Origin of the sequence: Siminovitchia fordii DSM 16014 = CIP 108821 (assembly GCF_000374565.1) — a bacterium.
GTDB lineage: Bacteria > Bacillota > Bacilli > Bacillales > Bacillaceae_C > Siminovitchia > Siminovitchia fordii.
On the sequence record NZ_KB894694.1, the window covers coordinates 93,796 to 113,403 of the forward strand.

15 protein-coding genes are annotated in these 19,608 nt (G+C 40.9%); 6 read left to right on the forward strand and 9 right to left on the reverse strand.

Annotated elements, in window-relative coordinates; translation table 11 throughout:
• Positions 1 to 1,052: 1,052 nt before the first annotated feature.
• The 6 genes from C509_RS0114165 to C509_RS0114190 all read right to left on the reverse strand — a co-directional run bounded on the left by C509_RS0114165 (position 1,053) and on the right by C509_RS0114190 (position 8,713).
• On the reverse strand, positions 1,053 to 1,769 hold the full coding sequence (locus C509_RS0114165; protein ID WP_018707582.1) for a response regulator transcription factor: 717 nt from the start codon (positions 1,767 to 1,769) through the stop codon (positions 1,053 to 1,055).
• On the reverse strand, positions 1,747 to 2,412 hold the full coding sequence (locus tag C509_RS0114170; RefSeq protein WP_169509215.1) for a sensor histidine kinase: 666 nt from the start codon (positions 2,410 to 2,412) through the stop codon (positions 1,747 to 1,749). Before C509_RS0114170 ends, C509_RS0114165 begins: the two co-directional genes overlap by 23 nt.
• 276 nt (positions 2,413 to 2,688) lie before the next feature.
• The gene (locus C509_RS0114175; RefSeq protein ID WP_018707584.1) at positions 2,689 to 4,041 is read right to left on the reverse strand and encodes an APC family permease; all 1,353 of its coding nucleotides are present in this window, start codon (positions 4,039 to 4,041) and stop codon (positions 2,689 to 2,691) included.
• 134 nt (positions 4,042 to 4,175) lie between these two features.
• Positions 4,176 to 4,829 (reverse strand): GNAT family N-acetyltransferase, encoded by a 654-nt coding sequence (locus C509_RS24000; RefSeq protein WP_018707585.1) that lies wholly within the window; start codon positions 4,827 to 4,829, stop codon positions 4,176 to 4,178.
• Between the two features lie 62 nt (positions 4,830 to 4,891).
• A complete protein-coding gene (locus C509_RS0114185) occupies positions 4,892 to 6,313 on the reverse strand; it encodes an NAD-dependent succinate-semialdehyde dehydrogenase (RefSeq protein ID WP_018707586.1) in 1,422 nt (473 codons plus the stop codon).
• A gap of 270 nt (positions 6,314 to 6,583) precedes the next feature.
• The gene (locus tag C509_RS0114190; protein ID WP_018707587.1) at positions 6,584 to 8,713 is read right to left on the reverse strand and encodes a sigma 54-interacting transcriptional regulator; all 2,130 of its coding nucleotides are present in this window, start codon (positions 8,711 to 8,713) and stop codon (positions 6,584 to 6,586) included.
• A 369-nt stretch (positions 8,714 to 9,082) separates the two neighbouring features.
• On the opposite strand from C509_RS0114190, the gene potA reads away from it, so the two are divergent.
• The 6 genes from potA to C509_RS24005 all read left to right on the forward strand — a co-directional run bounded on the left by potA (position 9,083) and on the right by C509_RS24005 (position 15,380).
• Complete coding sequence (gene potA, locus C509_RS0114195; RefSeq protein ID WP_018707588.1) at positions 9,083 to 10,153, forward strand: spermidine/putrescine ABC transporter ATP-binding protein PotA; 1,071 nt, start codon at positions 9,083 to 9,085, stop codon at positions 10,151 to 10,153.
• An 80-nt stretch (positions 10,154 to 10,233) separates the two neighbouring features.
• Entirely contained in the window at positions 10,234 to 11,067 is an 834-nt protein-coding gene (locus C509_RS0114200) for an ABC transporter permease (RefSeq protein ID WP_154654420.1), read from the forward strand.
• Positions 11,068 to 11,841: a spermidine/putrescine ABC transporter permease PotC gene (potC, locus tag C509_RS0114205; RefSeq protein WP_018707590.1), complete on the forward strand. Its 774-nt coding sequence runs from the start codon at positions 11,068 to 11,070 to the stop codon at positions 11,839 to 11,841.
• Positions 11,842 to 11,939: 98 nt separating this feature from the next.
• The gene (locus C509_RS0114210; RefSeq protein WP_018707591.1) at positions 11,940 to 13,040 is read left to right on the forward strand and encodes a polyamine ABC transporter substrate-binding protein; all 1,101 of its coding nucleotides are present in this window, start codon (positions 11,940 to 11,942) and stop codon (positions 13,038 to 13,040) included.
• 52 nt (positions 13,041 to 13,092) lie between these two features.
• Positions 13,093 to 14,175 carry an ABC transporter substrate-binding protein gene (locus C509_RS0114215; RefSeq protein WP_018707592.1) on the forward strand — a complete coding sequence of 361 codons (1,083 nt, stop codon included), beginning with the start codon at positions 13,093 to 13,095 and terminating at the stop codon, positions 14,173 to 14,175.
• Positions 14,176 to 14,276: 101 nt separating this feature from the next.
• Positions 14,277 to 15,380, forward strand: a complete 1,104-nt coding sequence (locus tag C509_RS24005; RefSeq protein WP_018707593.1) for a polyamine ABC transporter substrate-binding protein — start codon at positions 14,277 to 14,279, stop codon at positions 15,378 to 15,380.
• 352 nt (positions 15,381 to 15,732) lie between these two features.
• On the opposite strand, the gene C509_RS0114225 is transcribed toward C509_RS24005, so the two are convergent.
• The 3 genes from C509_RS0114225 to C509_RS0114235 are packed head-to-tail and all read right to left on the reverse strand — an operon-like array spanning position 15,733 to position 19,402.
• Entirely contained in the window at positions 15,733 to 16,404 is a 672-nt protein-coding gene (locus C509_RS0114225; protein ID WP_018707594.1) for a GNAT family N-acetyltransferase, read from the reverse strand.
• Between the two features lie 14 nt (positions 16,405 to 16,418).
• Positions 16,419 to 17,762: an APC family permease gene (locus C509_RS0114230; protein ID WP_018707595.1), complete on the reverse strand. Its 1,344-nt coding sequence runs from the start codon at positions 17,760 to 17,762 to the stop codon at positions 16,419 to 16,421.
• Between the two features lie 14 nt (positions 17,763 to 17,776).
• Positions 17,777 to 19,402, reverse strand: coding sequence for an amidohydrolase (locus C509_RS0114235; RefSeq protein ID WP_026319868.1), 1,626 nt, complete (start codon positions 19,400 to 19,402; stop codon positions 17,777 to 17,779).
• Between the last annotated feature and the right edge of the window lie 206 nt (positions 19,403 to 19,608).

Below are 19,608 nucleotides of genomic sequence, written 5' to 3' on the forward strand. Positions count from 1 at the left end.
ACTTTAATGACATCCTTCTTTTCAGACTGCTAATCATTTGCATGATAAACGCTGCCATTACAAGGAGGCTTATTAAACAGCCGAAAAACACATAAATAAACAGAAGACTATAATGAAAAAAAATAAGGACTGTTAGAAAGGCGGCTATCAAAATAAATACAAAAGATTTGCTAAGAAATGTGTTTTCTTTTCTTTCATTTAGAATTGGAGGAAGCGAATCAATTAATATGATTAGAGTGCTGAAATAAAGGACTATACAGAAAACTTTAAAGACTATTGCCAGAGAGAACTTCTCTACAAGCAATATGAATAATTCATTCGCTTGACTGTAGTCTAAATTTTGTGTGATAGCAACAACATTCACTGTCGCAAAAGCTAGTATAAAAGTACAATAGATGAAAACTGCCATTGAGAATTTAAAAATTACTTTATAAAAACTTTGACCGGTGTACTTATCAATGACTTCCCGTTGAAGCAACAGCTTTGAAAGAAATATTATAAAAGCAATCAGGAATAACATCCACAGGCTTTTTGAATCGTGATTCAGGACCTGAGGCTGATAGTACAAAAGATTATGATATAAAGATTCTAGGCCTTTTTGCAAATAAATATAAGTTGGGAGAAGTATCGCTAGGCCACTAATCAATATAAATCTTGTGTCTTTTATACTTTGCCTGAATTTCTGCCCTTTCGGGAGATAAACGGCACATATCATTAAAATAAAAGCAGTGGCAAAAATCGAGATGTACATATTTACATGAAATGCCGTATGGAAAATTAGACCACAGATAAAAAGGTGAAGAACATATATTTCAAGAACCCTAATTGTTGTAATAAATCTTCCCAATAAGGAACTTTTCTTTATTCTGAATGGCGATCTTTGCAATACGAAGAAAACTGCAAAGGCCAATAAAAAGGCAGAAACAATCACTAAACTAGAAAAAACACCAAATCTAGTGACGACTTCTCCAATGATAAATATCATGCTGATGGATACCCAACTTGAAATTAAATAGGTGATGTTGATAGGTTTTAAGGGTTTCATCTTGGGCTTAAACCACTTTCCTGTTTCGATATTCTTTTGGTGTGCATCTGACAATCTTTTTAAAAGCGTTGCTAAAATAGTGCTGGCTGTTAAAGCCGCATTCTTCCGCTACTCGAAGTATGGACCAGTTTCTATTTTGCATCAGCAGTTTTTTTGCATTTTCAATTCTATAATTCAGCAAAAAATCAGAGAAATTTACACCTACCTCTTCTCTGAAAAGCCGGCTTAAGTAACTAACATTAATATGAAAGCTTTCAGCTATCAAAGCTAGTCTCAGAGGTTCTTTATATTGCTCCTTTACGACCTGAATAACTGACCGGACAACTTCTGTGTAATTCTCGTGTTCAGGACATGTTTTCAGAAAGGTTTGCAATGCTTCCACTAATTCTCTTTCAATAACCGGTTTAACAAGGTAATCTAAAACTTTTAAATGTATAGACTGCTTAGCATAATCAAAGTTTTGAAATGCTGAAATGATGATAATTTCTAAATCAGGCATTAAAGACTTCAATTTCGTTGCAACTTCTAAGCCATTTCTACCGGGAAGCTTTATGTCCATAAGTGCCAATTGAAAAGAACCTTTTTCAAGCATATTTTGAGCTAATTCAATTGCCTCCGTCCCATAAAGTGCTTTATAAACTTTCCAAGTAGGAAAATGCAAGTGAACTAAAAACTCTAATTGTTCCAATTCTAAGGGTTCGTCATCCAATATTAGAATGTTCATTCATTTCCCCTCCAAGATCATTCCTATTAAAAACTTTTGGCATTGACACAATAACTTTTCCGCCTTGCTCTTCATGTTGGCGATCCAGAGAGAATGTCATCTTTGCATCCTCGCCAAACAAAAGATGTAATCTTTTAGAGATATTTTTTAATCCTATGCCCACCCCGGACTGTTCTTCTAGTGGATTAAAAGCAAAACCGGGTCCGTTATCCTTAACAATTATTAATAGCCGACGTTCAGTAGCTTGTATCATAATCTTAACAACTCCCGGCCCCTCAAGGTTTTCAATTCCATGCTTAAATGCATTTTCAACAAGTGTCTGTATTAGATATGGAATAATGAGTATTTCCTCAATTCCCTCTTCAACATGCCATTCTACCCGCAGCCGATTCCCAAAACGAAGTTTTTGTATAGCTAAAAAATGGTTTGTATACTCGATTTCTTCTTTTAAAAAATAAAGTACCTGTTCCTGGTCATATTTTGAACGTAAATATAGGACCATATGTTCAAAGACCTCTTCTAGACGGTCATACTTTTTTAAACGTATTAAACTAAACATAGAATTTAAAGCATTAAATAAAAAATGAGGTTGTATCTGTTGATTAAGTCTGACATATCTGGTAGTTTCCAACTCTTTTTCCAATAATACTTTAGAGTTCTCCACCTCCAGTAAGTAAATTTGTTTTTCAAACGTATTAAATATGATTAATATAAGTACACCAATCACAGGACCCAGAATACTGATTAGTATAAACAGAAAAAAATTCTCGTACGAAACCATATACTCACCGTTTCAATTATAATTTGGTCTATATTACTAAAAAACCAGCTTATTGGCTAGTGACCAGAAAAAATGAGCAGCCCCTTGTTGTAGGCTGCCCCTCTTTTCCATATTGGTCGCTGCTTTCTTAATCTATTTTCAACTTGTCATTCTATCAGCCTCGTCCACACCAAGATCTGTTATATCCCTGTTAAAGATCTTGGACATGATAAGCATGTAAATGACCCCAATGATTACCCACACAATTCCTCCAATGAATGCATCGGCATGCAAGTGCGCCCACAGAACCCCTGTAAAAGCGGCACCAAGAGTAGGCATGACAATATATGAGAATACTTGTTTTGGGGTTTGGTATTGTTTCTTTTTAAATACAAAATATGCGATGACAGACAAGTTCACGAATGTGAACGCTATCAAAGCACCGAAGTTAATGACAGCAGAGATCAACTCAAGGCTTGGCCCCATCGCGAGCAGGCTGACAAGTCCCACGAAAATGACGTTAAAAAGCGGCGTTCTGAACCTCGGATGTACGTATCCAAAGAGTTTTTTCGGCAAGACACCGTTTCTGCCCATTACGAACAGAAGTCTGGAAACACTTGAGTGTGAAGCCAGTCCGGATGCTATGGTCGCTGCAAATGCTCCGGATAGGAAGATCAATTGAAATACGACGCCACCGACGTACAATGCGATCTCAGGGAGCGTATCATCGACGACATTGAATACCGAAACGTCAGGGAATAATGTTTGTGCAAAGTACGCGCCAATGAAAAATACGGCTCCCCCGATAAGGACAGTGAATGCGATCGCTTTTGGCATTACATTAATATCCTTTGCCTCTTCCGTATACATGGTGATCGCATCAAAACCGATAAATGAAAAACATACAACTGTTGCACCGGTTAACACGGCGGTTATATGCATATTCGCCTGGAACAATGGCTGAATGGTTAAAAGGGTCCCTGTACCCATTCCTTTATAGAGCTGGATTGACCCTAATACAACAAAAGCGGCCATTAAAACCAAAGTAAAGATAACTAAAATGACGTTGACTCCTGATGTTGATTTCATGCTGAACGCGTTGATGGCTGTTACAAAGGCGACATAGATGAGCACCCAAATCCATGCAGAAGCATCAGGAAAAAGAGATTCCATGTACAACCTGATTATGACAGCGTTTACAAGCGGCAGAAGTAAATAGTCAAGCAATGAAGCCCAGCCGACAAGGAATCCCAAACGGGGACCCATCGTTTCCCGTGTATATGTGTAAGCAGAGCCTGCACTTGGAAATACTTTTACCATCTTTCCATAACTGATTGCCGTAAAAAGCATAACAATCAAACCTACGACATATGCCAAGGGGACAAGTCCGCCTGTTTGTTTGGAAACGATTCCAAATGTATCGAATACAACCGTAGGTGTCATATAACCCAAACCTAATGCAACGATTGCCCATAAACCTAGGGATCTTTTCAATGATGTGTTTGTCCCCATGTAACACCCTCCTCTATTCCCGTTTCTACCTAGTTTATTTTACTCATTCCAAAAGTACTATATTTAGAGGATAGTATTTTCGGATTAACATAGAGCTAATCCGAAAATATCCATCTATCATTTTTATTAAACGATTACATCGGTTTATAATCCGGGTTTTTCCACTCCATTAAAGCTGCGTATTTTAATGACTCTGCATCTGTCGGCAAATAGTTTGGCATGATTGCCCTGAATTCAAACCCGTTCTTCAATTGGAATGTCATGACGGGATCATAGATTTCTCCGCTGACTACCTTTGCGGCATATTGTTCCGGAGTCAATTCATTTGCATGTTTATGATAGTTTGGAATACGCCCCCCGAAAAGGATGCTTTCCAAGTTAAATTCCTGTGCAATGGCCCTTCTGGCCTGATATAAACGCTTTCCAATTTTCAGTCCCCTGTATTCCGGGTGTACAACCACTTCTGTTCCATAAAGGTTTTTACCTTTTGGATTGTGGTTCTTTATATATCCATTATCTGAAATTTCATCGAAATCATGTTTTACGCCATACTCCTCAAAGTTTACAATGACACTTGAACATGAACCTACGATATTTCCATCCTCATGTTCTATAACCACCTGGCCTTCAGGAAAAATTTCAATCTGACTGGCCAAATGCTCAGGCTTGAATGGAATGTTCGGATCCCCGAATCCGATGGCTGCCATCTCATTTACTTTATAGATGTCGTCTAAGGTCATTAATCTTGCTCCTGCTGCTTCTATAGCTTTTTCGAACTGCGTTCCCATAGACAGCCCCTCCTTTTTTAATGGGATTGTGCGTAAAATGATTTACGCACAATCCGTAATCTTTAATTTTCGTAAATGGATACGAATTTTTCTTCCAAATACTCTTCCAGACCAAATTTTCCGCCCTCTTTACCCATTCCGCTCTCTTTGATACCGCCGAATGGAGCTTGAATGACGATAGGAGCCGGATCGTTGATACCAATGATTCCAAACTCGAGTTCTTTCATCATTCTCAAGCCGCGGCCCAAGTCTTTTGTATAGCAATAAGCTGCAAGTCCGTATAATGTATTATTTGCTTTTTCAACGATTTCTTCTTCACTTTCAAACGTGAATACCGGTGCGATTGGACCGAATGTCTCTTCCGTCGCGATGACCATGTCTTCTGTAGCATTTAAAATGACAGTCGGTTCGAAGAAATATCCGTTTCCTTTTTCGTAATTGAAAACGTTGCCTCCTGCAATAACTTCAGCGTTATGCTTCACGGCATCTGCCACTTGATTTTTCATTGTCTCAAGCGCCTTTTCGTTGATTAATGGCCCAACGTCCGTTCCCTCTTCCAATCCATCACCGATTTTCAGCTCTGCAGTACGTTTAGCAAGCTTTTCCGCAAATTCCTTGGCGATGCTTTTATGTGCATACACACGGTTCGTACTGATGCATGTTTGACCGGAGTTTTTGAATTTGGAAAGCATGACACCTTCAATCGCAAGGTCAATATCCGCATCTTCAAAAACGATGTAAGGAGCATGTCCGCCCAATTCCATCGACACTTTTTTCATTGTGTCCGCTGAGTCACGTACTAATTTTTTACCAATAAATGTAGATCCTGTGAATGTAAGTTTGCGCACATCCGTGCTGGATGTCAATTCTTTTCCGATTTCTTCAGCAGGTCCGATAACAAGGTTTACAACGCCCTTTGGAAGTCCTGCTTCATGGAAGCATTCAAACACTTTGATGGCAGATAGTGGTGTCTGCAATGCAGGTTTAAGGACAATTGTACAGCCTGCTGCAAGTGCTGGAGCGATTTTCCTTGTAATCATCGAAAGTGGGAAATTCCATGGTGTGATGGCTCCGCAGACTCCAACCGGCTGTTTGATGACCATCAGGCTTTTATCTTGGTGGGAAGCAGGAAGCACTTCGCCATAAATTCTTTTCGCTTCTTCCGCATACCAGTCAAGATAGCTGATTGCGCTGAGCACTTCTCTTTTTGCATCCGGAAGCGGTTTCCCATTTTCCAATGTAATAATCTGTGCTAGCTCGTCCACTCTTTCTTTCATAAGCTTAACTGCTTTGAAGAGGTAGGCGCTTCTTTCATTACCTGTTGTTTTTTTCCAAGTCTTAAAAGCTTCTTTTGCTGCTGCAATCGCCGCTTTTGTTTCTTCTGCACCACAAACCGAGATAGTGTCAATCACTTCAAGCGTCGCCGGGTTCGTGACTTGCTCTTTTTGGTCTGATTCATGCCATTCTCCATTAATGTAATACATGGTAAATCTCCCTCCACTCCGATTTTCGATTGTTTATTTGTTAGTTTTCGTAATGATGGAATCATTAAGGGTACTGCCTAACATTACTCTTGCAATAATCATGCCAGCACATTATTGTCATGTCCAGCCAGTGAAAACGTCATCATTATAAAGCCCTTCATTATCATTTAGTGTTAAAGCCCTTTCATTCTATCAAGAACTTATTCTTTTCGCAATACCTTTATTCATTATTGCATAAATCTATTCACGTTCGAGATCATCTAATCAAGTTTAGCGGATTCCGACATTATCGCCTTCCCGTCTTTTATTCACAATTTTTTGGTATTTCCTACTAACAGAGGATTGGCTGATTCCGAGCGCCGTTGCCGCTCTCGTTGTAGTTTTATATATATTCATCGCTTGGGTTATTAGCTGTTCCTCCACCGCTTCAAAAGCTTCCTGCAAAGGCATGATATTAGTAATGATCGGTTTAACCTTTGTCATCGGCTCATTTAATTTTAATACTTGCCCAACGACGCTGGCATCTATTATTTCATCATCAGCCGTTACAACCAACCGCTCGACAATGTTCTGCAATTCCCGAATATTTCCGGGCCAAGTGTATGCCTCCAGTAAATTGAGAGCATCAGGCGTTAAATGATAGTTGCTCTCATGCTGTTCATTAAATTGCTTCAAAAAATGAAAAGCAATCAGCGGAATGTCCTCGTGCCTTTCCCTTAATGGCGGGACATGAATAGGAATGACATTCAACCGGTAAAACAAATCCTCGCGAAACGCTCCTTCCGCCACCATCTCCCTCAGATTCGTATTTGTCGCCGCTATTATTTGCACGTCAACAGAAAAAGTTTGAGTGCTTCCAATAGGAGCCACCTCCCTTTCCTGCAGGACACGAAGAAGTTTCACCTGGAGCCTGAGGGGCAGTTCCCCAATTTCATCAAGAAATAGAACTCCCTGATCAGCCTGTCTAAAATAACCATCTTTACCGCCAGGATCGGCACCGGTGAAAGCGCCCTTCACATAACCGAAAAGCTCACTTTCAAGAAGCGCTTCGGGGATCGCTCCGCAATTCACTTTTAAAAACGGGCGCTCCTTACGCCCCCCCAATTGATGAATGGCATGGGCGATCACTTCTTTCCCGACACCTGATTCCCCTTGGATCAGTACGGTTGATGAGAATTTAGCCACTTTATGAATCTGTGCCACAATGTCTTCCATTTTCTGACTGCGGTAAATCAGCTTCCGGCTTAATTTTTCCTGCATCTTCATCTCATCAAGCTCTTGTTTGTACTGAGCGGAAATTTTCTTCATCTCGCGAAGCTCATCACGAAGACGGGTCGCTTCTGTAATATCACGAGAAGCCACGATGATTCTTTCAATTTCCCCATTTTCGTCAAGCACCGGATTTCCGACTGCCAAGACCTTTTTACCTGCCGGGGTTTCCTGTACTACAGAAACTTTTTTCTTTTTTTCTATGACAAGCCTTGTCACCGAAGGCATAAATCGCCCCTGCTTTTCAAGCTCCATAATATTTTTTCCGACCAGATCTTTCAGGTCCACTCCCCAGAATTCAGGAATGGCGTTTTCACTGTATCTGATCAATTCACCTTTTGGATTCACCACGAGGATTTCATCATAAATACTGGATAGGATAGCATTCAGATCCTTGTTCAAGTTTTTGACTGATTCAAGCTCCATTGCCATCTGCTCGACCATCGGGAGATCCTGAACAATGATAATGATTCCTTCCACATTTTTTTCGTCATTTACAATCGGGCTGTAATCGACAAGAATACCGGACTCGTTGGTGACTTGTATCTGGTTTAATACGGTTTCCCCTGTCTGAAAAACATGCCTTAAATGACCGGCGTCAAAAATCGTTTCAGCCGGATAATTTAAAACCTGTCCCACTTTGAGGCGGGTCATTTCCAAGGCAGATTCATTGCAATCGACTATCATTCCATGATTGTCAATAATGAAGATCCCCATCGGGATGGACATAAGCAATACTTTCAGTATATTGGCATCTTCATTTTCCTGCCTGAAAAGCTCGACAATCAAATCTTCGCGAAGTACATACCCTGTTATTGAACCGCTTTCATTTTTAATTAAAGATAGTTCTTTTCCTAGCACCTGGAAGATTGAAGAAAAAGATAGGTTTTCGGACAGTGTACTCAACTCGGTAACCGGCATGGCATAACGTCGGATTTGTTCTAGCTCCCCATCTTCGCGTTCACTCACCGGAAGATCTTTTAAATAAATATAGGAAGTCACCTTTCCGCCTTCCTCCAAAAATATAAACCGGTTCTTTTTATCAGACAAAAGTGCGCGCCATTCTTTCTGAGGCTGATCAACAGAAAGCTTGACTAATGATTGAATAATATCTTTCGATATTAAAAACACACCTCTCTCCCCCTTCCACTTTTGTCAGTTTCTGTCGGTTCCCTTTCCTAATTATAGCAGAAAAATTTCATTGAGCTATGTATTGTTTCATTTTTTATTCAAAAATGCATTATCCAGGTATTCGCTGCATAACTTTTATCATTTAAAAAAATTCAAACAACAACTTAACCGTTCTCTCTTTTATTCTTTCCCGAATAATTTATGCAAAACATCATAAGTCCTTCTCCTTTTCACAAGATTTTTACTTGTCTTAATTAATAGATTGGGCATGAAACTTTTGGCACATAACTTGCATTAATATTAAATAAGTTTCGTCGACACATAATATTCAGACAAAAAAGCAACTAAGACTAAAGGAGTGGTATTATTTTGAGTGAACTAATGGTGAAATTGAACAATGTCGTCAAAAGCTTCGATGACAATGTTGTAGTAAAAAATATTAACATGGACATCAAGGCCGGGGAGTTTCTCACCCTTTTGGGGCCTTCAGGGTGCGGAAAGACTACAACTCTTCGGATGATTGCCGGATTTGAACAGCCGACTGACGGTGAAGTCATTATAGATGGGAAAGAAGTAAGCAATATCCCTCCACACAAGCGGGATGTTAACACAGTTTTCCAAAGTTACGCCTTATTCCCTCATATGAATGTAACTGATAATGTAGCTTTTGGTCTTAAAATGAAGAAAGTGGACAAGGATGATATTAAGCGCCGCGTAATGGAAGCGCTTAAATTAGTTCAACTGGAAAGTTTCGCCGAGCGTAAACCCGACCAGCTCAGCGGAGGACAAAAACAACGTGTCGCCATAGCCCGTGCTCTGGTAAACAGTCCAAAAGTACTACTCCTAGACGAGCCGCTTGGAGCGTTGGACTTAAAACTCCGAAAACAAATGCAGGTTGAATTGAAACATTTACAACAGAAACTCGGTATCACCTTTATCTATGTTACACATGATCAAGAGGAAGCCCTGACCATGTCTGACCGGATTGCTGTCATGAATGGGGGAATCATTGAACAACTTGGATCACCAGATGAAATATACGAGCGCCCTGCGTCACGCTTTGTTGCAGATTTCATTGGTGAAACGAACTTGTTTGAGGGCAAGGTTGTTGAGTTGGATGAAAAGCATGCGTATCTCGATCTTTCAGGTCACAAAATACCGATCGTTCCTACAAATCCAGTATCTCTGGATGAAGAAGTTTCAATGGCCATCCGTCCAGAAAGGATACACCTTCACAATGAAACGAACGGATCCGATTTTGCCATTCCAGGAAAAGTCGTTGAACATATTTATGTAGGCTCTGTCATCAAAACTGTCGTTTCCCTTCCCGGCGGCTATCAAGTCACAGTCAACGAAACCCCAGAAGTGGCTCATTCCTTCAACGTTGATCAAGACGTATATGTAAACTGGGAGCCTGACAAGGCGGTGATCATTGCATGATGGAGACCAATATTGCACCAGGAGATAAAGCAACTGCAGTATCAAAGAAAAGGAAGCGTCAGAGCGGAAGGTTATTCGGAATGGCGTGGACACTATCGCCTGTTACTTTTTGGCTTGTACTGTTTTTTATATTTCCGCTTCTTTTTATCTTGCTGATCAGTTTTGCCACAAGGGGACTGTATGGAGGTGTGGAATACACCTTTACGTTTGAAAACTATACCCGTTTTTTTGATCCCCTTTATTTGAAAATCTTATGGGATTCCCTGGTCATAGCAGGTTTTACAACTATTTTATGCCTGGTCTTCGGCTATCCTTTTGCTTATATCATTGCAAGATCGCCGAAGAAATACCGCGCATTTTTGATTATGCTTGTCATGGTCCCATTCTGGACAAATTCACTTGTCAGGACATATGCATGGATTGTACTTTTACGCACAGAAGGGGTCATTAATATCATCTTAATGAAGATAGGCATTATTTCCGAGCCCCTTGCCATGCTGTATAACCACGGAGCTGTAATGGTAGGATTGACATACACACTGTTTCCGTTCATGGTATTGCCGCTTTATGCTTCCATTGAACAATTGGATAAATCACTGCTGGAGGCATCCAGTGACTTAGGTGCGAAACCTTGGCAAACGTTTACAAGGATAACTCTTCCTCTCACAATGCCGGGAGTAGTTGCTGGAGCCCTGCTTACATTCATCCCTACCCTCGGATTGTTCTTCATTCCGGATTTAATGGGAGGGTCCAAATCTCTCTTGATCGGAAACCTGATTAAAAACCAGTTCCTAACAGCAAGAGATTGGCCGTTCGGATCTGCAGCATCCATGATTTTAATGGTGCTTACATTAATTTTCATCCTTATTTACTTAAGGATCGGCGGCAATAAAAAAGGACTCGAGGTGTTGTAGATGAATCTTCGATTAAAAAACTTGCCATCGATTCTTTATGCATTGATTATTTACAGCTTTTTGTATGTTCCAATTATCATCTTGATCGTATTTTCTTTTAACAAATCAAGATTAAATGCTGTGTGGACCGGCTTTACATTTGAATGGTATGGAAAACTGATGCAAAACAGCGACATCCTGGCAGCAGCCAAGAACAGTTTGACAGTCGCTTTCGTCTCGACTATCGTTGCTACAATGATCGGTACAGTCGCAGCCGTCGGTATGTACCGGTTCCATTTCCGAGGCAAGACCGCGCTTGATGGTATGCTGTATCTTCCCATTGTCATTCCCGAAATTGTCATGGGGATTTCTTTACTGGCCTTTTTCGCGCTCGTTAACGTCCCTCTGGGAATTACGACATTGGTTATTGCTCATATTACGTTTTGTATTCCGTTCGTTGTCGTTATTGTCAGGGCAAGATTGGAAGGCTTCGATCCATCAATGGAAGAAGCTGCAAGGGACCTTGGAGCCAACGAATGGCACACCTTTACAAAGGTGACGCTGCCCATTATAGGCCCAGGTATCATGGCTGGTGCGCTATTATCTTTTACACTTTCGATTGATGATGTAATCATTAGTTTCTTCGTCGCCGGCCCAAGCAGTACAACATTGCCTTTGAAAATTTTCTCAATGGTGAAGTTCGGTGTTTCACCGGAAATCAATGCACTTTCCACTTTAATGCTAGTCATTACCTTATCGATCGCAGTGTTCGCTCAACTCAGACTAAACAAATAATTAACAAAGCCAATTCAATATAATATAGCCGGTACTTTCCCAAGTACCGGCCAATTAAGGCGAAAAGAATTCTCAAAAATAAAAAGGGGGTAAATATTGTGAATTTTACAAGAAAAAATAACAAATATATCATCCTATTGATTTTGACATTGATTGTCGGTTTCGGCTTGGCAGGATGTGGGAAAAGCGGATCATCAGGAGAGAAAGCCGGTTCAGAAAACGGCGGTGAAGGAGATCTATCAGGCGAGCTGAATTTATTTATCTGGTCTGAATACATGCCTGATAAGATACTCAAACAGTTTGAAGAGGAAACCGGAGTCAAAGTCAATTACAACGTTTATTCATCCAATGAAGAAATGCTTGCCAAGATCAGCGCTGGTGCAGCAGGTTATGATCTCTCGGTGGCAAGTGATTACATGGTTGAAATAATGAAGAAACAAAACCTGCTTGAAAAGGTGGACAAGGAAAACATCACCCATTTTGATCATCTGGATCCTGAATTTTTGAATCAGGAATTTGATCCGGATAATGAATATTCCATTCCATATATGTGGGGGAATGTAGTGATTGCCATCAATGAAGATACAGTTAAAAAAGAGGTTACAAGTTTTGAAGATCTATGGGATTCTGAATTTAAAAACTCTCTAGTTGTACTTGATGACCAAAGGATTCTAATTGGTATCGGTAATAAACTTCAAGGCGAGTCGATGAATGCAACCGATCCCAAAGTCATTCAAAAATCCAAAGAACTGTTGATGGATTTACTTCCAAACATCAAGGCATTTGATAGCGATAGTCCAAAAACAATGTTGGTAAACGGTGAAGCCAAAGCAGGGATTGTCTGGGGCGCAGAGGCTTATTTGGCGGAAAAAGAAAACCCCTCCATTAAAACCGTACTTCCTAATGAAGGATCAAATATTTGGATGGACAACTTCGTCATTCCTGTAGGAGCACCAAATAAAAAGAACGCAGAAGCTTTTATCGACTTTATTTTAAAACCAGAGATCAGTGCACAAATTATCGAAGACTTCCCTTATGCAAATCCGAACCGTGCAGCACATGAACTGATTGACGAAGATATCATGACACACCCTGCTGTCTATTCCAACGAAGAATTCTTGAAGAAGAGCGATATTTTCAAAGACATTGAAGACGCCATCCTGGAATATGACCGCGCTTGGTCTGAAATCAAGCAGTAAAAAAGTAATATTTTTACGATACTTTGGAGCTTTCCATAGGAGGAGGCGTTGTATGAAAAAGCAGAATGGCAATATTATCGTAGCCATGGTCTTAGTCTTCCTGATGACAAGTATTTTTTTATCAGGATGCGGAACAAATAATACTTCTGGCGGAAAAGAATCAAAAGAGTTGAATGTTTTTAACTGGACAGAGTACATTCCGGAAGTCACCATTAAAAAGTTTGAGGAGGAATATGGGGTAAAAGTGAATTACAGCATGTTCTCATCCAACGAAGAAATGCTGGCTAAGGTTGCAGCTGGCGGGGGCGTATATGACCTTACCATGGCAAGCGATTATATTGTCCCTGCCATGGTTGAGCGCGATATGATTGAACCGATTGATTTATCGAACATTCCAAATTTCGATAACCTGATAGCCGACTATATTGACCAGGATTTTGATCCCGGGAATAAATATTCTGTTCCATTTATGGGAAATACCTTATCCCTAGGCGTCAACCCGGATTCAATTGGAATGGATGTGTCAGAAATTAAAAGCTATACCGATTTATGGAACCCGAAATTGAAAAATAAATTGGTTGTCTTGGATGACCAGCGCATGATTATCGGGATGATCCTTAAGTCTCTCGGATACAGTGCAAATGATACAGATCCAAAACATCTCGAGGAAGCGAAGAAAAAGTTGGTGGAACTCCTTCCAAATATAAAAGCGTTTGACAGTGATAGTCCTAAACAGATGATGGTAAATGGGGAAGCTTCCGGAGGCCTTGTATGGGGACCGGAGATCGCTTTGGCCCAAAGGGAAGGAGCGAACTTCGAGACCATTATTCCTGAAGAAGGTCTTCTTATTACAATGGACAACTGGGTTATACCGAAGGATGCCAAAAATAAGGAGCTGGCAGAGAAGTTTATCAACTTTATTTTAGAGCCAGAAATCAGTGCGGAAATTGCCCAACACCAGCCATACATCAATCCAAACAAGGAAGCCCGGAAGTTGATTGACGAAGATATTCTTAATAACATTGCCATTTATCCGCCTGACGAAGAAATTGAGCGCCTTGAGTATATCGAGGATATCGGTGAAGCGATCCAATTATATGACCGCGTCTGGTCGGAAGCAAAAGGATCTCAATAGTCCAAAGTATGGAGGGAGTTTCTTCCTCCATACTTTAAGATTAAATTAATTGATTATTTTAAACTTACAAACAACCCACATTCAGCGAAAGGAGTAAGTAAATGACAAAAAAGGGATGTCAACCATTTGCTTGGCCGCTTGTTTTTTTATTTCTACTCAGTGCTGTTTTGACGGGCTGCGGTGAAAAAAGTCCTCCCGCATCTCAGGAAGTATCTGGAAATAAAGACAGTGACAAGGAGCAACTAACAGGGGAACTGAATTTATTCAACTGGTCTGAGTACATGCCGGATAGCGTAATCGAAAAGTTCGAAAAAGAATATGGGGTCAAAGTAAACTACAGTACATACTCATCCAATGATGAGATGTTGGCAAAAATCAACGCTGGAGCCTCTGGTTATGATATTGCTGTAGGAACAGATTATATGGTAGAAATTATGCGGAATGAGGAACTACTTGACCCGATCAATCACGATAACATAACTAACCTCCATAACATCGACGATCAATTTTTGGATAAGTCTTTTGATCCGGGCAATGAGTTCTCCGTCCCTTATATGTGGGGAGGAGCTTTTATTGCCTACAATAAAGATACTGTGGACACCTTAATCACAGGTTACAAGGATTTGTGGAAGCCGGAATTCAAAAATTCCTTGGTCGTATTGGATGACCAACGGGTCATGCTGGGCATCGCCAATAAAATGCAGGGAGAATCCATGAGTTCGGTTGATCCTAAGGTCATTGAAAAATCCAAAGAGCTTCTTATCGATTTGCTCCCCAACATCAAAGCTTTTGACAGTGACACACAGAAAACGATGCTCCTTAATGGTGAAGCCAAAGCAGGAATCGTCTGGGGTGCGGAAGCTTATCTTGCGTACCGCGAAAATCCAGCTATCGAAACGGTACTACCGGAAGAAGGCATGTATTTAGGCATTGACTGCTTCATTATCCCAAAGGCAGCTCCAAATAAGCGTACAGCGGAAGCCTTTATCGACTTTGTGTTAAGGCCGGAAATCAGCGCTGAAATAACAGAAGATTTCCCTTATTCCAATCCAAACAAGAAAGCTCATGAGCTTATTGGCGACGAAATCATGCAACACCCAGCCGTCAATCCGCCTGACGAAGAGCTTAAGAAAGGAGAGTTTTTAAAAGATCTAGGTAAAGCCGTACTGGATTACGACAGAGCCTGGTCTGAGATAAAACAATAAATACAACGAAAATTCTATGGCTTTGTTGCCTTTTGGTTTTTCTATCGTTCATCTGAATGATTTTTAAAATAAAGCTTACCTCATGCAAAAAGTATTACGTTCATCAATCAAGGGAAAGCTGGGTGGAAAATCGGAAGATAAGGCCTCAAATCAAACGTTTGATTAAATAACACGCGTAATTTGATGAAACCGGAACAACTACATGGTTTCTGCGTTTCCCCAACACTTAAACGTTTGTTTAGGGGAGTATCTCTTTTGTGTACTGCTTTGGATTCTTCCAACCATTGCCGCTCCCTGCTTCATTTTATATTCAAAGACGTATTGTTTCCAATAAACAATACGTCTTTGCTATTTAAGACTCAAAGTGCTGAAATGGATTTTTCCACTCCATCAGTACTGCATAGTTACATGATTCTTCATCTTCTATATAGCTTGGCAAAACCTGGACGGGAGTACGCCCACAGTGCAATAAAAAGGTTATGACCGGGTCTTTGATGTCCCCCTCCATGACACGACTCAAGTATTCTCCGGCGGCCATGTCATGTTGATATTTATGATAAAAAGGCATCCGGGCACCACCCAGCAAACGTTCCAACCGCTTGTGCACAACCACTTCGTACATCGATTGCATCAGCCATTTGCCAAGGCCTAATTTGCGGAAAACAGGTTTAATGCAAATATCTACAATATAAATTGTGTTTCCATCGGGGTTATGATTACGGATATATCCGTCGTCCGTAACCTCCGACCATGTATGCTCAGGCTGGCCTGGGTCAAAGTCAATCATAAGCCCGGTGATCGACCCCGCCATTTTCCCGTCAACCTCCACGCATAAAGCGCCTTCCGGGAACTTTTCGACATGCTCTTTCAACTGTTCTTCGTTCCACCAGAGATCTGACGGAAAAGGTGGAGGAAAACTTTCCCTCTGAACATCTATCAGCTCCTGAAAGTCACCTTTTGTATAGTTTCTGACAACAGCTTGAACAGGTTTATCCTCATCAAAGACATACCATTTTTTATACAACCGAAACGCCCCCCTTAAGACACCTTTTCATCAAAGCTTAACTCGGGCGGTTTTTCCCTGAACATTTTTGTTAAATATGCCAAATATATGGCGCCTATAATAAACCAGCTTATCCCCAACATAAATGCCTCTCCGCTAAGACTGGTCCATAACCAGACACAAAGCACAATTCCGATTAATGGAATCACCAAATATAAAATGGAGTCTATCATTGAACGTCTTCTGTTTCTAAAAAAGTAATGAGTAATAACGGATATATGAACAATAGTGAAAGCGGCAAGTGCTCCAAAACTTATAAAAGAAGCAACTGTATCTAGAGTAAATACCAATGAAGACAGGGCCAGCAGGCTCACAATTACCGTACTGTATACTGGTGTTCTGTATTTTGGAGAAATATAACCAAATATTTTTTTGGGAAGAATCGTGTCCCTCCCCATTGCGAAAAGCAGCCTGGATACACTGGCATGGGAACTAGTCGCTGAAGCGAAACAGCCTAGGATATAACCCGCAAGGAACATGGCTTTAAACAGATTCCCTCCGATGAAGACAGCAATCTGAAGCGGAGCGGAGTCCGGGTCTTCAAATGCCATATAGTCCGGGTAAACCATCTGCCCAATATATGAAACTATGATGAATAGAACACCTCCGACAATGGTGACAAGAAAAATAGCTTTGGGAATATTTCTTTTTGCATCTACCGTTTCTTCCGATAAAGTCGTGACTGCATCAAATCCCAAAAAAGACAGGCATAAAATCGCAGCACCCGCAAAAACTAAAGAAGTCGAACCTTCGGGATTGAAAAAAGGCAATGTTGAAAATAATGTACCCGTTCCTCCCCCGCTTAAAATTGTTTTAATAGAAAGGATCAAGAAAAAGGCAATCACAATAATTTGAAACGCGATTAAAAAGAAATTGACATTCGTAACCACTTTTATTCCCTTGATATTGATAAATGTTACGATCAAAATGGCCAAAATAACCCAAATCCAGTTAGGCACCGATGGAAATTCGGCATTTAAATAGATTCCGATTACCAGGTAATTGATCATGGGAAGGAATAAGTAATCCAACAACAATATCCATCCTGTAAAAAAACCAATGTGGGAATTGAGTGATTTTTGTGCATAGGTATAGGCAGATCCTGTATACGGATAAGCTTTGACCATTCTGCCGTAGCTGTAAGCTGTGAACAGCATTGTCAATAAAGTCGCTATATATGCTGCCGGCAGCATCCCCAGTGTAAGCTGTGATACGATGCCGTATGTTGTAAAAACGGTCATCGGAACCATGTATGCTAATCCGAAGAGTACGACAGGAAACAGAGTAAGTACCTGTTTAAATTCAGTTTCCGCCTTCATTCAAAGTCCCCCATTTACCATTCTTTATTTTTATAAACCACTTTCCCATTCATAACGGTGAGGCTTACTTGCACTTCCAACAATTGCTCAGGCTCTATTGCAAACAAATCCCGATCCATAACAATCAAATCTGCCAGCTTCCCCTTCTCTATCGTTCCCAGCCTGTCCTCCATAAAATTCCCAAAGGCAGGACCTGCAGTATAATACCTTAAAGCTTCCTCCAACGGGATTTTTTCTTTTGGATTCCAGCCTTCTTGCGGCTCTCGATCGTTAAATTTGCGTGTAACAGCGCGGTAAATTTCCAGCATCGGGTTAAGCTCAACAACAGGAAAGTCACTTCCAAACGCCATAGCCGCACCAGAATCAGCCAGTGTTTTAATCGGCCATGTATACGGATCGCGTTCCTTCCCCATTCTTGTCAAATAGACATTGTCCTCATATTTTTCCGTGATGGCCATATGCTCCGGCTGCATGGAAGCAACGACGCCCAAATGGGCGAAACGATCAATATCATCTGGATGGATCACCTCAATATGCTCGATTACATGTCTGGAATCCCGACTCCCGTTGTTCTCCTTGGCCTTTTCATATAGGTCCAGACCAAGCCGCACCGCTCCGTCACCGCATGCGTGCAGCCGAATACGGAAACCTTCACGGTCAGCCTCCGTCACCCATTGCTTCAAAAGCGAAGGCGGCAGGAATGCCTCCCCTTTTTCGGAAGGATTGTCGGAATATGGTTCAACCATTAAAGCTGTGTATGTTGTCGCCACACCGTCGAGAAATTGTTTCAATCCTGAAAACTTCAATACATCTGAATGATATTTTTTACGCAGCTCTCTTGCTTGCGATAAATCTCCATTTAGTGGGCTGAGGAAAAAAGTTCTGACCGTCAGTTTGTTTTCCTCTTCAAATCTCCGATAAAGAGAGAGATCGCCTACTTCAAAACCTGGAAGAGGCAGCATATCACTGACGGATGTAATCCCTAGTCGATTTGCCTTGGCTAAGAAACGCTCCATCAATTCAACAGCCTTCTTTTCCGGGATATTAAACGCCTGATCAGCAGCAAGGCTCATAGCCGTTTCCAACAAAATCCCTGTTGGCTTCCCGTCTTCCCCTTTCAAGATCATCCCGAATGGTGGGTTCTCCGTATCTTCATCAATCCCCGCCAGCTCCAGCGCTTTGCTGTTGAGCCATGCCCCGTGGCATTCAGCATTTAATAGAAATACAGGGCGGTCTGGAATCACTTCATCCAAAATAGTCCTGTCAGGCATCTCCTTTTTATCCCAGAAAATATGGTACCAGCTGAACCCGAGAATCCAATCATCTTCCGGACGGCTGTCAGCAAATTCTTTCACCTTTTGGGCTGTTTCCTCCGCTGAGCGGGCATCAGTAAGATTAACATAGTCCTCAAAAAGACATCCCAATGTCAAATGGATATGGAAGTCATGAAAGCCAGGCATGATCGTTTGATTATCAAACTTATAAACTTGAGTCTCACTGCCTATATATTGTTCTATGCAGTGAGGTTCGCATACTTCGATAATCTTTCCATCTTTGATCGCTATACCGCCTTCCAACATTTCCTTCCCAGTAAAAATACGATTTCCCTGAATGATCATATCTGCTTTGTCCAATCGCATTTCCCCCTTGAAGCACTTTTGTTTTTGTAACATTAGTTAAAATTCAATAGTAGGCAGAAACCATTTGGTTTCCTCTGAATTTTTGTTTGATTTAATGTATCACTGATGCTAAACCCCTCGCAAAATAACAACTGTTTTTTGATTGCCTTGAATTGGAAAGAGTTTCAGCTCCAGCCACACACATCAGTTTCATCCATGGTTGTAAT